This window comes from Psychromonas aquatilis (genome assembly GCF_038155185.1).
Lineage (GTDB): Bacteria > Pseudomonadota > Gammaproteobacteria > Enterobacterales > Psychromonadaceae > Psychromonas > Psychromonas aquatilis.
On the sequence record NZ_JBAKAZ010000070.1, the window covers coordinates 1 to 13,510 of the forward strand.

11 protein-coding genes, 1 tRNA gene and 1 pseudogene are annotated in these 13,510 nt (G+C 35.9%); 5 read left to right on the forward strand and 8 right to left on the reverse strand.

Translation table 11 applies throughout. The features are described from left to right. Positions 1-214 precede the first annotated feature (214 nt). From V6256_RS13530 to V6256_RS13545, 4 genes are all read right to left on the reverse strand, one after another. A tRNA-Asn gene (locus V6256_RS13530) sits at positions 215-290 on the reverse strand. A 414-nt stretch (positions 291-704) separates the two neighbouring features. Continuing rightward, entirely contained in the window at positions 705-1,439 is a 735-nt protein-coding gene (locus V6256_RS13535; protein ID WP_341598759.1) for a DUF3379 family protein, read from the reverse strand. Next, on the reverse strand, positions 1,432-1,995 hold the full coding sequence (locus V6256_RS13540) for a sigma-70 family RNA polymerase sigma factor (RefSeq protein WP_341598760.1): 564 nt from the start codon (positions 1,993-1,995) through the stop codon (positions 1,432-1,434). The genes V6256_RS13535 and V6256_RS13540 overlap by 8 nt, the downstream gene beginning before the upstream one ends. A 216-nt stretch (positions 1,996-2,211) precedes the next feature. After that, the gene (locus V6256_RS13545; RefSeq protein ID WP_341598761.1) at positions 2,212-2,703 is read right to left on the reverse strand and encodes a hypothetical protein; all 492 of its coding nucleotides are present in this window, start codon (positions 2,701-2,703) and stop codon (positions 2,212-2,214) included. 479 nt (positions 2,704-3,182) lie between these two features. Here V6256_RS13545 and V6256_RS13550 point away from each other — a divergent pair, with 479 nt between their 5' ends. Further along, entirely contained in the window at positions 3,183-3,923 is a 741-nt protein-coding gene (locus tag V6256_RS13550; RefSeq protein WP_341598762.1) for an FNR family transcription factor, read from the forward strand. Positions 3,924-4,030: 107 nt separating this feature from the next. Further along, entirely contained in the window at positions 4,031-4,981 is a 951-nt protein-coding gene (gene uspE / locus V6256_RS13555) for a universal stress protein UspE (protein ID WP_341598763.1), read from the forward strand. A 108-nt stretch (positions 4,982-5,089) separates the two neighbouring features. Here the strand turns inward: uspE and bcp are convergent, their stop codons facing one another. After that, a complete protein-coding gene (bcp, locus tag V6256_RS13560) occupies positions 5,090-5,551 on the reverse strand; it encodes a thioredoxin-dependent thiol peroxidase (protein ID WP_341598764.1) in 462 nt (153 codons plus the stop codon). 36 nt (positions 5,552-5,587) lie between these two features. Then, entirely contained in the window at positions 5,588-6,682 is a 1,095-nt protein-coding gene (locus V6256_RS13565) for an AI-2E family transporter (RefSeq protein ID WP_341598765.1), read from the reverse strand. A gap of 478 nt (positions 6,683-7,160) precedes the next feature. Here V6256_RS13565 and bepA point away from each other — a divergent pair, with 478 nt between their 5' ends. Further along, positions 7,161-8,606, forward strand: a complete 1,446-nt coding sequence (gene bepA / locus V6256_RS13570) for a beta-barrel assembly-enhancing protease (RefSeq protein WP_341598766.1) — start codon at positions 7,161-7,163, stop codon at positions 8,604-8,606. On the opposite strand, the pseudogene nhaB reads toward bepA, so the two are convergent. Both nhaB and V6256_RS13580 read right to left on the reverse strand, forming a co-directional pair. Next, a pseudogene (nhaB, locus tag V6256_RS13575) lies at positions 8,595-10,128 on the reverse strand (sodium/proton antiporter NhaB); the annotation flags it as partial. The gene bepA and the pseudogene nhaB sit on opposite strands and share 12 nt — an antisense overlap. A gap of 115 nt (positions 10,129-10,243) precedes the next feature. Continuing rightward, positions 10,244-10,876, reverse strand: a complete 633-nt coding sequence (locus tag V6256_RS13580) for a hypothetical protein (protein ID WP_341598767.1) — start codon at positions 10,874-10,876, stop codon at positions 10,244-10,246. A gap of 313 nt (positions 10,877-11,189) precedes the next feature. On the opposite strand from V6256_RS13580, the gene V6256_RS13585 reads away from it, so the two are divergent. Together V6256_RS13585 and V6256_RS13590 are read left to right on the forward strand one after the other, a co-directional pair. After that, on the forward strand, positions 11,190-11,810 hold the full coding sequence (locus V6256_RS13585; RefSeq protein WP_341598768.1) for a LysE family translocator: 621 nt from the start codon (positions 11,190-11,192) through the stop codon (positions 11,808-11,810). Positions 11,811-11,827: 17 nt separating this feature from the next. Further along, positions 11,828-13,459: an FMN-binding glutamate synthase family protein gene (locus V6256_RS13590; protein WP_341598769.1), complete on the forward strand. Its 1,632-nt coding sequence runs from the start codon at positions 11,828-11,830 to the stop codon at positions 13,457-13,459. Positions 13,460-13,510: the final 51 nt, after the last annotated feature.

Here is a 13,510-nt window from a genome sequence, read left to right on the forward strand (position 1 = left end):
GCTAAAGAGGAATTGTTTTTTAATACTGATTAATCACCATACGGATTAACAGTGTCTTTATGGCTCTACGAACTAACCCAAAGATAATTTTTGTTACTAATTAATCACAATATGGATTAACAGCCTTCTATAGCACTATTAACGAGGCTAAAGAACAGTAAATGTTTATCGTAATTTCTTACGTTTAACTTTGAATATTCAAAGTTAAAGAATGTGGCTCCTCTTGCTGGGCTTGAACCAGCGACACACGGATTAACAGTCCGTTGCTCTACCAACTGAGCTAAAGAGGAATTGTTTTTTAATACTGATTAATCACCATACGGATTAACAGTGTTCCTATAGCTCTACCAACTGAGCTAAAGAATAATTCTTTAATACTGAATAATCACAATTCGAATTAACAGTGTCTCTATGGCTCTACCAACTAACCTAAAGAGAATTTTCATTACTGAATAATCACAATATGTAATTAACAGTTTTATAGCTTAACAAGCTAGCCTTCTATCATATCAATTCTTTACATAATTGATAGTGCAACTAAAGATAAATTTAAATCCATCTCGTTGAAGACGGGCGCAGTATATTTTTTGCGTTTGTTCATGTCAACAAAAAAGCGAGATAAAAAAATTGGTTGCTGATAAATCAAACAACCAACTATTAATTTTTATTGATTTTGCTTATTTTAGAACAGAATTAAAGCAAAATCAGATATTCCACTTAATACTCTCTTGGAGCTTATTTTTTGTCATATCTAAAGGTTCATCGGGTTCACCCACTATAACCAGACTTGCTTTACCCATTTTTTCCGAAATCCCCTTAAGGTGATCACTGCTAAACTCTGCTGATGGTTTAAAATCACCATCTTCAGGGACGATAAAAACACTAACCCTGCCCTTTTCGCCATTTAATATCATGTGCAAAGCAGATGTCCCTTCAAAACTGCAATAGTTCACAAACAATACCTCTCCGAGACCTTCTTTAGCTTGTGCACCATAAACCGCTAATTTCGCATTCACTGTTTGTAAACTAGCATTTTCATTTGCTTTAGCTGTTAAAAAATATTCATTTTTAACATGCTCTAATGCTACCGTACCAATATCTGCTTGAGCAAATTGCAGGCTGCCAGGGGAATTAAGAATACCATTCATTATTGGTAAACTAACTCCAATGACGAAAGCAATTGAAGCGGCGATAGCAATATGCCAACGAGCACTTACATTTTTGTCTCGCTCCAAAGCAAAGCTTTGTTCCAGCATAATTTTATCTGCCAAATCTTCTGGCACATCAATTTTCAAACTATTTTTTAATAGTTCATCAAATTCTTTTGCATCATCAACTCGTTTTTTTGCACAATCTGAAGCGGCAACACGTGATAAAAAATCATCTGATTTATCATTTGGTGTCGCTATAGCAGTATGACGAAATAAAATATCATCCATGCGCTTCTCCATTCTTATGATTCTCCACCTTTAAGTTTGTTTTTAATAAGTTCTTGGCTCTAAATAGCCTTGTTAATACTGTGTTTTTATTCAAATCTAACTGTTCAGCTATTTCTTCAGCTGTAAACCCAGCAATAATCTGCAATAACAAAGGCTCTTTATATTCCGTAGGTAACAAAGCTATTTTTTGCTGCAACAGCTCTTTATCATAGGGACTAGTATCCTCTTCAGCAGCCACTTCGTAATCATCTATATCAACTAAGGACAACTGTTTACGCTCAAATCGACGCGCATTTTCTCGCCTTAATATAGTAAATAACCAAGCTTTCGCAGACTTATCATCTAATAAGCTGTCTATACTCTTCCATGCGCGCAAGCAGGTTTCTTGCACTAAATCCTGAGCAACCTCTGAATCACGGCATACCCAAAATGCATAGCGGTATAAATCAGCACTATATACGTTTACTAATGATTCATATCTTTTTTGTTTTCTGTTCATATCCTTAAAGACCGAGGATGTTGAACTTTTATTTCGCTTTGATGAAAATAAACGCATTAGTTTCCTTATTTATTTTTATGCACTTCTATCATATTCACAGTAACACTATGATAAATATAAGCCTAAAGTAACTTAATAGCCCATTTGATTATTGTTAAATACTGTCAATAATAAAAGTCATTTAATATTGTTATAGCAATCTAATGAAAAAACACCTACTTTAGATTGCTCACGACAGTTCAACTAACACTCTTCTCGTAAGCCTAATTAATGTTATTTGCTGATGGTGAAATCATAATATAATGGGAAGATTTTACCATTGCTCTCAATTTGCACTTCTAGACGCCACAATAATTGATCATCCGTACAAGCTCCTATCATACTTTTTGCAGTAGCTTGAAATACGTTGCCCACTTTACTTACACTAGAAAAGGTTACTGGCACCTTTCCCATAAAGACATCTTTTCCGAGAATTTTAGCTTGATTAACTTTCCAGCCTTTTTGATTACTTTCTAAAATTAAGTTAAAAGCTTGTTCAGGAATAATTTTATTACCTTCAATAGATAAGCTAAAGTCACCTAATGAAGTACCATAAATACAAGGTGATACAAAATCACACAAATAACTATTTTCGATTACTAGCGCTTTGTTTTCCTCTTCCTTAGGAGTTTCAGAGGTAGTCACACTGACCGTTCTCCATATAAATAAGCCTATTAATAAGCTCAACATGATCAGTATTTGAGCTAACCTCATTTTTGATAACATTTTGAATCCTTTAAAATTATCCTACACATCTTTGATAAACTGCGTTCTAACTGACCATTTTAGCTTTATTAGTTAAAAGTACATACGTCGCGTATTTTGTTACGCATTTTTAGTACAGCACTCAGTTACGCATTTTTAGTACAGCACTCATTTCCGCATTTCAAACTTTCTATATTAAGTCAGAATTAAACGAGAAGCTAAACTTTATATATGCAGTTAATCGAATCACTGCTATCAACAATACTTTGCCTAATGACAACATAAAAGTCATATGTTATTTGCATCAAACTAAATGCTACCGCTACATCAATTTATGGAAACAATAGTGTTTTTAGCTTATTTACTACCAATTCCTTGTCTATTACGATTTATAATAAATTAAATACTATTTCACCACGCTCATTTTATCCATTTGTGAGTTCAAAGCAGGCATTGGAAATGATAGTATTGATTAAAGTCTATAACTAAAGAGCTAAAAAATGGATAAAAATAATTCAAGTCGAGTACAGAGTGGCGGTTGTGCAATTCATTGTCAGGATTGCAGTATTAGTCAATTATGCATACCTTATTCTCTTAATGAGACTGAATTAAACCGTTTAGATACTATTATCGAGCGTAAAAAGCCTATTCAAAAAGGCCAAGAGATTTTTAAAGCCGGAGAAGATATGAAGTGCTTATATGCAATTCGTTCTGGCACATTAAAGTCATATACGATCACCGAACAAGGCGATGAGCAAATTACTGCTTTCCATCTTGCAGGTGATTTAATTGGCTTTGATGCAATTGGCACAAGCACCCACCCTAGTTTTGCACAAGCTTTAGAAACATCGATGATCTGTGAAATACCCTATGATACGTTGGACGAGTTATCAGTTTCTATGCCTAAATTAAGGCAACAAATCTTACGCTTAATGAGTTCTGAGATAGTTAATGATCAAGATATGATTTTATTACTCTCTAAAAAGAACGCTGAGGAAAGATTAGCTTCTTTTATACATAACCTATCAAGTCGCTATGCAGCTCGTGGTTTTTCTCAAAGAGAGTTTAGGCTATCGATGACCCGAGGGGATATTGGTAACTACTTAGGCTTAACGGTGGAAACCATCAGTCGTTTATTAGGTCGATTTCAGAAAAGTGGTATGATTGCTGTAAAAGGCAAATACATTACCGTTTTAGATCATGAACAATTATCTGAGCTAGCCGGCGTTCCAGCAACTTAACCTTTTAATTTAAACAGAAAATAAATGGTGCTTTTTCTGCTACATATCACTAACACACAGCACCAAATGATTTAAATTATACTTATCTTCAAAATATGGAGGTTAACATGCTTCAATACAAGAATATTTTAGTTTATATCGATCCGACACAAGAGCATCAGCCAGCTTTAGAGAGAGCCGCAGAAATAGTTAAAAGTGGGCAAAATGCTCAAATAACATTATTTTTATGCTGTTATGATCTAACTTATGAAATGACCTCTTTGAGCTCCTTAGAAGAGCGTCAAGCAATGCAAGCGTTAGTGATTCGAGAGCACAAAGAATCGTTATATGCATTAGCAGCTCCTTATCAAAAGGAAGGCTTACGTATTGATTGCCAAGTTCATTGGCATAATCGCCCTTTCCAAGCCGCAATAAAGCTCATTCTCAAAGAGGGCTATGATTTATTAATCAAGTCAACCCACCAGCACTCTAAGTTAAGCGCGATTTTATTTACACCGACGGACTGGAACCTATTACGTAAATGTCCTATTCCACTTTTACTGGTTAAAGAAGGTAAATGGCCTGTTAACAGCAATGTTTTATGTGCCATTGACTGTAAAAGTGAAGAAGATCCTGAACACCATAGTTTAAATGAATCCATATTAAGTGAAGCTAATAATATCGCAGAACTCGTGGACTCTAATATTTATATGGTGAACGCGTACCCTAGCCCGCCTATGAATATCATGATGGAGTTACCTGAATTTGATCCTATTCATTATGAAGATGGACTAAAAAAATTACACCATAATGCACTGCATAAATATGCTGATCAATATAATATCAATGCTGAGAATATATACCTACAACAAGGTTTACCAGAAGATATTATTAGTGCGGTCGCTGAAGAAATTAATGCTGAACTTGTTATTATGGGGACCGTTGGTCGGTCTGGTTTAGGCGTTGCTTTATTGGGTCATACCGCAGAGCAAGTCATCGATAAATTAACCAGTGATCTACTTGCGCTGAAACCAGAAGGCTTTGTCAGTCCAATCACTTTAGATGAAGAAGATGAATAACGAACAGCGCTAATTATTTATAATCGCTTTGATAAAAAACCAACCTAGATTTTCCACGGTTGGTTTTTTTATAAGGCTTATACAATATTTATAACAGAAAAATTACCACTACTTTTCTTTCAAATAATTGAGTACAACTTCATGGTGATCTTTTGTTTTAAACTTATTAAAAATGTGCTCTAAATTACCTTCTTCATCAATCAAGAAAGAAGTTCTTACCACGCCCATATTCTCTCTACCCATAAACTTTTTTAACTGCCAAACATGAAAGCTTTCACATACTTTATGGTCTTCATCACCTAACAAGGTAAAGTTAAGTGATTGCTTCGTAGTAAAGTTAGTCAGCTTCTTAGGCGTATCAGGGCTAATACCTAAAATAACAACATTAAGATCATTTAATTCATCTTTACTATCTCGAAGTGCACAAGCTTGTGTTGTACAGCCAGGTGTTGATGCTCTTGGATAAAAATAAACGAGTACTTTTTTTCCTAAATAATCGCTTAAAGCAACTTGCTTATTATCTTGATCTGGCAAGCTGAAATCCGGTGCTTTTTTACCAACTTCTAACATAAATTATTCCTATTTTATTGATGTAGCGTATATAGCTTAATTAATGAGATCCATTTTATCAGAGGCTAACTGATCATTTTCAACTTGTACAGAAGGCCAAGCATTTAAAACAGCTTTCACTAATGTTGCTAATGGGATTGCAAAAAAGACTCCCCAAAATCCCCACAAGCCTCCAAAAACTAATACCGATACAATAATAACCACCGGATGTAGATTCACTGCTTCTGAGAATAAAATAGGGACAATCACATTACCATCAAGTGTCTGGATAATGCCATAAGCAATCATTAAATAAGCAAACTCAGGCGACACACCCCATTGAAACAAAGCCACGACAGCTACTGGAACAGTAACGGCTGCGGCACCAATGTAAGGAATCAACACAGACAAACCAACTAATAAGGCAAGTAAAGCGGAATAACGTAAATCCATAAAGAAGAAGGTAAAGTACGTCGCCACACCAACGATCAGTATTTCCGTAATTTTCCCCCTAATATAGTTCATTATTTGGCCGTTCATTTCAGCCCAAACTTGAACAGCTAGCTTTCTATTTTCAGGAAGAAACTTGGCCATACTATCAATCAGTTGGTTTTTATCTTTAAGCATAAAGACCATCATTAAAGGCACTAAAACAGCATAAACTAATAGTGCTGCAATATTTAATAATGATGCAAATGATTGTGATAACAAGAAGCCGCCACTATCTAACAAATAGCTTTTTATAGTATCTATAAGGTGCGTAATGGTGATTGGGTCGATAGCTTCCGGATAATGTGTAGGTAACGTTAAAATATAATCCTGCCCCTGATTCAACATAGTAGGTAAATCACGCGCAAAGGAAGCCGCTTGCCTAAAAATGGTTGGCAACACGCCTAAAAAAGCAAATAAAGACATGGAAACAAACAGAATCATTACGATTAAGGTCGCAACAGTTCTATGAATCTTATAGCGCATCAAATACGTAACAGGCCAATCCAATAAATAAGCTAAAATAATCGCAACAAATAAAGGTGTTAAAATATTGCCAAAAAAATAGATAACCGTGAAAGAAAATAATAATAACAGGAACAAAACACTTAAATTGGGGTCTGAAAAACGTGTTTTATACCATTGAAACAATTGCATAAACATTCGTAGAAAATCCTTCTATTGATATAATGTAGCCATTTTTTAGTAATTGATGGACAAACATAAATTGAATATACACCTAGTGATTATTCTAGTGTGCTGATTTTATTAAGCGTATTTGCTATTAATAATGTATTTTGATGACATTGATAGCAATCATTTTCTTTACAAATATCATTGCTTACGCCTAATTTTATTAGCCTCAGAAAATATAAACATAATTTGTTCATGATTAGCAACAAAAAGACGGTCTGTGTTAATAGGCTTAATGCTAATGACAAGAGATATAACGTAAACTGAAGAGTATTATAGAAAACGCTTGTTGCTTTAATATGACTGAGTATAACACTCGATAATATAAATATTTACATTAAGCGGAGAATACTTTCAGACGCTTATTAAGTAATAATAAAAGTCGCCTATGATTTATGGTGTAACAGCGTGCCATCATTCAACTTGTATTGAGACTCAAAGGAACAACATGTTTTACAAAATAAAACTCATAGCAATATCGATACTCCTCTCAAGCACCTCTTCACTTTCAATTGCTAGCAACGATTTACCTGAAATTGGTACTGCTGGGGCAGGCTCTCTCACCATTGCAAAAGAAAAACAATATGGATGGGCGTTTAACATGATGGCGAATCAATCTTTAGCCGTCGTTAATGATCCTGTATTAAATAGCTACATCACTAATTTGGGACAAAATATAGTCAGCCACGCTAGCTCGGTAAAATTACCTTTTAAGTTTTATTTGATTCGCGATAGAGAAATTAACGCCGCGGCTTACTTAGGCGGGAATGTTATCGTTAATACAGGTTTATTCCTGTATGCAAAAACAGAAAGTGAGTTAGCCAGTGTACTAGCCCATGAAGTTGCCCACATAACCCAGCGCCACCTTGCTCGTATGCTAGAGCAGCAATCATTAAACAACCCAGCCTCAGTAGCTGCATTAGCAGGATCTGTTTTATTAGCGCTAATCTCACCAGCAGCAGGCATGGCAGCGATATCAACGACAATTGCGGTTAATACGCAAACACAAATTAATTATACACGTTTACATGAGTATGAAGCCGACCGTATTGGCATTCAAATTTTAGCAGATGCAGGTTTTGACCCTTACGGCATGGCCAACTTTTTTGGTAAGTTAGCTGAAAAATATAAATACGCCAGCTTACCACCACAAATGCTGTCTACTCACCCTTTACCTGAGGCGCGATTATCGGAAGCAAGATTACGAGCAAGCCAATTAAAGAAAGGCAAGGTAAAAAGCAGTTTAGACTATCAGCTGAGTAAAGTGCGTATTACCGTCAGATTCAATTCTGTAGAAGCAACGTCTCTAATTAGTAAATATCAAAGCCAATTATATAGCCATAAATACCAAATAAAAGAAGCGGCACAATATGGCTTAGCGCTGTCATATTACAAAAACAATCAATTTCAAAAAGCATTCAGTATTAACGAAAAATTGTTAAAAAATAAACCAAATAACTTATTCTATATTGATTTAGCAACTGATCTTTATCTGGCAATGGGTAAAGAACAACAAGCGATTGATCTTTTATTAGCAGCAGAGCGTCGCTATTCAGGTAACGAGGTTATTATATTAAATTTAGTCGTTGCATTACAAAAAGCAAAACAATATGAGCTAGCAGATAAAAAAATAGAATACTTTTTACGATCTAATCCGAATCATATTTTAGGGCATAAGCTAGCCATTGATTTGTATAAAGAGACACAGCAAAAAGCAAAAGAATATGCCATGAATGCTGAGTATTTAGCATTGTTAGGACGTTTTAGAGAAGCGGCACAGCAAATGTCCAGTGCACTTGCTTATGCTAATAAAAAACTGGATCAAGCGCGTTACAGTGCAAAAATAGAAGAATATAAACAACAGGACATACGTTTAAAAGGATTAGAGCAATAATGAATGGCCAACAGACTCTAAAGCAGATGGTATATCACTAGCAGAAAAATGATGGGTATCTAACCAATCCATATTAATCATTAACTCTGTGATCGGTGTTAGCGTAAATATGATACATAGCAAACCAACCAATGCTAAAACAATAGTGTAAGGCAATGCCATCCATACCATAGTGCGGTAGCTTAATCGTAATAATGGCGCCAGAACTGAAGTTAATAAGAATAAGAATGCTGTTTAGCCATTTGGCGTTGCCACAGAAGGTAGGCTTGTCCCTGTATTGATAGCGACAGCCTGTAAGTTAAATTGCTCTTGATCAATTAAGCCTTTCTGCAGCGCTGCTTTAACCTCATGAATATACACAGTACCAACAAACACATTATCACTAACCATAGATAAGAAGCCATTAGCGATATAAAAAAGCATTAATTGGGTATCCCCTTCGGCCGATAGTACCCACTGAATGACAGGTGCAAATAAATGTTGATCAATAATTACTGCAACAATCGTAAAGAAAACCACTAATAAAGCAGTAAAAGGAAGTGCCTCTTCAAATGCTTTACCGATTGCATGCTCTTCCGTGACACCTGTAAATGCAGTTGCTAAGATAATAACAGATAAACCAATTAAGCCGACAGCAGCTAAATGCATCGCTAAGCCAATAATTAACCATATACCTAAGATGCCTTGAACAACTAGTTTAGCCTTTTCTTGATCCGTCATATTCGCGCTTTTTTCATTATTAAAATCCGTTAGAGTTTTACGAATCGAGTCAGTTAATTGCGCACCATAGCCAAATATTCGATATTTTTCTAATAAAACACAAGTAATGAAACCAGCCACTAACACAGGCAAGGTCACTGGTGACATACGTAATAAGAATTCACCAAAATGCCAATGTGTTTGCTCTGCAATAATTAAATTTTGAGGCTCCCCTACTAAAGTACACACACCGCCCAATGCAGAGCCTACGCCAGCATGCATAACTAAACTACGTAAAAATGAACGAAATGCTTCTAAGTCGATACGATGGTTTTCGTGTAAATCATTATCGCTACTATGATCATGGTCTTGTCCCGTCCCTTTACCTGAAGCAACCTTGTGATAAACAGAATAAAAGCCTACTGCGACAGCAATAATAACGGCGATAACAATTAACGCATCTAAGAAAGCCGATAAGAATGCGGATACGGCACAAAAAGTTAATGAAAGAAATACCTTACTCTGCATTGTGATGACCAGTTTAGTAAAGCTAAATAACCAACAAGTCCTTCATGAAGTAGATACCAGCAACCATGAACATTAATAATAAAATAACGTCGAAATTAGCAATGACCTCATGTTGAACATTCGCAGCAGAGGTCATTCCCAGCACTACGGTTTCAATGACTAATAGTCCACCGGGCTGTAATGGATAGCACTTTAATGCCATGGCAAGCGTAAAAATAAACTCCACCACCAAAATCCACCCTGCCACAAAAGGATCAATTAAAAATAAGAAAGGGTTAAGAATTAAAAAATTTAATCCATCATTAAATATAAAAGTTGATATTTATAACTTAATAAAACATGCGTAACTGAAAACATCAATTAACAACGGAAAGCTCAAAACAATAAGCTCATTTACAGTGCACAGCTTTTTACAATTGTATTTTAAAATGGGTGCGGTTTGACTCAAAGGGCATAAACCCAACTTTCGCTAAATAGCTCTTATGGGCTTGGGTTGTCGCATAGGCTTTGATGGTCTTAATGCCTCTTTCCTTTAAAAAATGCGTATCCGTTTTAAAGTAATAAATACCTAATTTATGATCTTGAAATTTAGGCAATACATAATCCACATAAATAGTAAAACATCCGTCTTCTGTTAATGTGCCAACCAGTAAGCCAGCGACATGGTTGTCACGTAACATATAAAAAGCGCGATTGGCTTGATATAGTTGAATAACCGATGCCTGCTTAGTTATTTCAAACTCATTGTTAGTAATAAAATGCTTTAGATGTTCAGAATCCAATGAAGTACTCACTAGCTTAAACTCTTCTTTTGTTGAATAAATACCATACAAAAAGTAGAGATTAATAAAGACAATGCCAAGGTTCATAACGAGGGTGGGCCAAGACTGGATGAAATAAGCGAATACAGTAAATAGTATGCAGCCGATTAAATTGAGAATGCGTAATTTTATAATAGAGCTCATGGTCAACGATATTAAAATAACCAATGACGCACTGTAACCAAACCACTCAACCCAATTGATTGAAAGCTGTTCGTACATATTTGTCTACTCCTTTAGCCAAATAAGATGTCTGTTTTATTAACAGGAAGTAATTATTATTTGTTCACGTAACTCCATTTACATTCACTCATAATAAAATAGATAACGACGCGTAGTTTAATCAAACTAGGAAATATTTTTGAGAGTAAAATCAAATAAATAGATAACGTATACTATTGTTATCGAAATATTATCAATTTTATTAGCAATGAAAATTTAACAGTAATAAAAAACTAAAAAATCTTATTTTTAATCATCTATTTAACATTATACTATGTGTTCAATCACTTAATGACTCTCCAATGGAAGAAATATGGAATATAATCTATTACTACTTTTTATCCCAACCTTTTTTGCCGTATCAATTACTCCCGGCATGTGTATGACACTAGCCATGACGCTTGGAATGACTATTGGTATCAAACGTAGTCTATGGATGATGGCAGGTGAGCTAGTTGGTGTCGGTTTAGTGGCTTTGTTGGCGCTTATCGGGGTGGCAACATTATTACTTTCACACCCTAATCTGTTTTTATTATTAAAATATGCAGGTGGTGCTTATCTATTATACCTAGGGATCCAAATGTGGCGCTCAAAAGGAAAAATGGCTATTCCCAGCACGCCTGTGAATCAACAAGATGTCAAACCTTCAGCGTTAATGAGCCAAGGGTTTATTACCGCTATCGCTAATCCTAAAGGCTGGGCGTTTATGATCTCGCTACTTCCGCCGTTTATTAACCCAAACTCGGAGTTCACACCACAGGCAGTGCAATTAATCGCTATTATTTTATGTTTTGAATTTATTTGCATGTTGCTTTATGCAATCGGAGGCAAAACACTACGTCACCTATTACAACAACAAAGCAGTGTCGCAATATTAAATAGAATAGCAGGATCAATGATGATGATAGTGGCATTATGGTTAGTTATAGGCTAACTAAATAAGGAATCCCTATGACGATTATGCAAAGAGTGCTTTGGAGCATTGTAACACTTGGTAACCTACTCAGTTTTGCGTTTTTAATTTATAACCCAAGTTATCTAAGTTTGCTCCTATTTTCAGCCTCACTATTATATAGTGCGTTAGGCCTCTACGATTTATATTACAGCGTACATACACTAAACCGCCTTTACCCTGTTGTTGCCTATTTACGTTACTTTCTGGAATCTTACCGTGTTGAGATCCAACAATATTTTATCGCTAATAATACTGAAGAGTTACCCTTTAATCGTGAGCAACGAGACTTAGTGTATCAACGTGCTAAAAACCAGCGTGATACCATCGCATTTGGTACGCAACGTGACTTAATGGAAAATAACTACCTCAGCTTATGGCACTCGCTTTCGCCAAAACATTTAATACATCAGAATCAACGTGTCTTAATTGGAGGAGAACATTGTCAACAGCCCTATTCCGCATCATATTTAAATATATCAGCAATGAGCTTTGGTGCGTTAAGTCCTAATGCTATTGAAGCGCTTAATTTAGGCGCAAAAAAAGCAGGTTGTTTTCATAATACAGGTGAAGGTGGCGTGAGCCCATACCATCAAAAGCATGGTGGAGATCTAGTGTGGCAAATAGGCACCGGGCTTTTTGGCTGTCGTGATGAGCGCGGTCGTTTTGATCCAGTTAGCTTTGCAAAAACCGCTAAATTATCACAAATAAAAATGCTAGAAATAAAGCTTTCACAAGGTGCAAAACCTGGGCACGGTGGCGTACTGCCTAAAGCTAAAATTACCGATGAGATAGCGGAAATAAGACAAATATCCAAGGAGATGGATTGTGTCTCTCCTGCGATTAACCCTGAATGCACGACACCAATCGAGCTACTTAATTTTGTACAGCAATTACGTGAACTTAGTGGTGGGAAACCCGTTGGATTTAAGCTTTGTATTGGTAATCCTGCTGAGTTTTTAAGTATCTGTAAAGCGATGTTAAGCACAGGCATTACACCTGACTTTATTACCGTTGATGGTGCTGAAGGTGGAACAGGAGCAGCACCAGTAGAGTTTTCAAATCGATTAGGTTTAATGTGCTTAGAAGGTATTAGTATTGTCAACAATGCCTTAATTGGTGTTGGTTTACGTCATCAAGTTAAAATTATTGCTGCAGGCAAAACAGCTTCCAGTTTTGATCTATTATCGAAGATTGCAGCAGGTGCTGATATTGTTAATGCCGCGCGTACTATGATGATGGCAATCGGCTGTATTCAGTCTAGGCATTGTAATACCAATTTATGCCCTACGGGTGTAGCAACTCAAGATAAAGCACGTTCGAGCGCATTAGATATTCAAGCGAAGAGTGAGCGTGTCAGCAACTTCCATCGCCGCACATTAGAAAGCTTTTATGAATTGATTGGTAGTATGGGCCTTGATAGCCCAGCAAAACTGACACCGCAAATGATTAAGAAGCGGACTGCCTGTGGTAGCCAAGTATCGATGGCGAGTTTTTCAGATCCGCTTAATTCCAACGATTTAATAGATAATCCAGAATTGAAAGAGCCTTGGTCAGAGTGGTGGCAAGAAAGCAGCGCAGAACAGTTTTATGTTAACGATCTGTTTATCTTAAAACTACCTGCTGCATAATACCAATCACACTAATTAACTGATCTATTTTACTTGTTAAAATAACTTATT

Excerpts from the sequence above, each read along its gene's own strand:
- V6256_RS13535 (WP_341598759.1), bottom strand. The coding sequence starts at position 1,439 with ATGGATGATATTTTATTTCGTCATACTGCTATAGCGACACCAAATGAT.
- V6256_RS13540 (WP_341598760.1), bottom strand. The coding sequence starts at position 1,995 with ATGCGTTTATTTTCATCAAAGCGAAATAAAAGTTCAACATCCTCGGTC.
- V6256_RS13545 (WP_341598761.1), bottom strand. The coding sequence starts at position 2,703 with ATGTTATCAAAAATGAGGTTAGCTCAAATACTGATCATGTTGAGCTTA.
- V6256_RS13550 (WP_341598762.1), top strand. The coding sequence starts at position 3,183 with ATGGATAAAAATAATTCAAGTCGAGTACAGAGTGGCGGTTGTGCAATT.
- uspE (WP_341598763.1), top strand. The coding sequence starts at position 4,031 with ATGCTTCAATACAAGAATATTTTAGTTTATATCGATCCGACACAAGAG.
- bcp (WP_341598764.1), bottom strand. The coding sequence starts at position 5,551 with ATGTTAGAAGTTGGTAAAAAAGCACCGGATTTCAGCTTGCCAGATCAA.
- V6256_RS13565 (WP_341598765.1), bottom strand. The coding sequence starts at position 6,682 with ATGTTTATGCAATTGTTTCAATGGTATAAAACACGTTTTTCAGACCCC.
- bepA (WP_341598766.1), top strand. The coding sequence starts at position 7,161 with ATGTTTTACAAAATAAAACTCATAGCAATATCGATACTCCTCTCAAGC.
- V6256_RS13580 (WP_341598767.1), bottom strand. The coding sequence starts at position 10,876 with ATGTACGAACAGCTTTCAATCAATTGGGTTGAGTGGTTTGGTTACAGT.
- V6256_RS13585 (WP_341598768.1), top strand. The coding sequence starts at position 11,190 with ATGGAATATAATCTATTACTACTTTTTATCCCAACCTTTTTTGCCGTA.
- V6256_RS13590 (WP_341598769.1), top strand. The coding sequence starts at position 11,828 with ATGACGATTATGCAAAGAGTGCTTTGGAGCATTGTAACACTTGGTAAC.